Raw genomic sequence first — 579 nt, forward strand, 5'->3', positions numbered from 1 at the left:
AACGGGCTCCAACTAGTTGTAGGCACACGGTTTCAGGATCTATTTCACTCCCCTTCCGGGGTGCTTTTCACCTTTCCCTCACGGTACTGGTTCACTATCGGTCACTAGGGAGTATTTAGCCTTGGGAGATGGTCCTCCCGGATTCCGACGGGGTTTCACGTGTCCCGCCGTACTCAGGATCCGTCTCGGAGAGACTGGCATTTAAGTTACAGGGCTGTTACCTTGTACCGCGGATCTTTCCAGATCGCTTCACCTATGCCAGTCTTTTCTTACTCCGTATGAGACGTCCTACAACCCCAAGAGGCAAGCCTCTTGGTTTGGGCTGTTTCCGTTTCGCTCGCCGCTACTTGGGAAATCGAATTTTCTTTCTCTTCCTCTGGGTACTTAGATGTTTCAGTTCCCCAGGTCTGCCTCCTCGTATCCTATGTATTCAGATACGGGTACCATCCCATTACGGATGGTGGGTTCCCCCATTCGGATATCCTCGGATCAAAGCTCACTTACAGCTCCCCGAGGCGTTTCGCCGTTCGTCGCGTCCTTCTTAGGCTCCTAGTGCCAAGGCATTCACCGTGCGCCCTT

At 53.0% G+C, this 579-nt stretch carries 1 rRNA gene; it reads right to left on the minus strand.

Features of this window, described 5'->3' with window-relative positions:
- Positions 1–579: ribosomal RNA gene (locus tag SAZ04_RS21630) — 23S ribosomal RNA — on the minus strand; the annotation flags it as partial.

It is taken from the genome of Halalkalibacter lacteus, from assembly GCF_036663595.1.
GTDB lineage: Bacteria > Bacillota > Bacilli > Bacillales > Bacillaceae_D > Halalkalibacter > Halalkalibacter lacteus.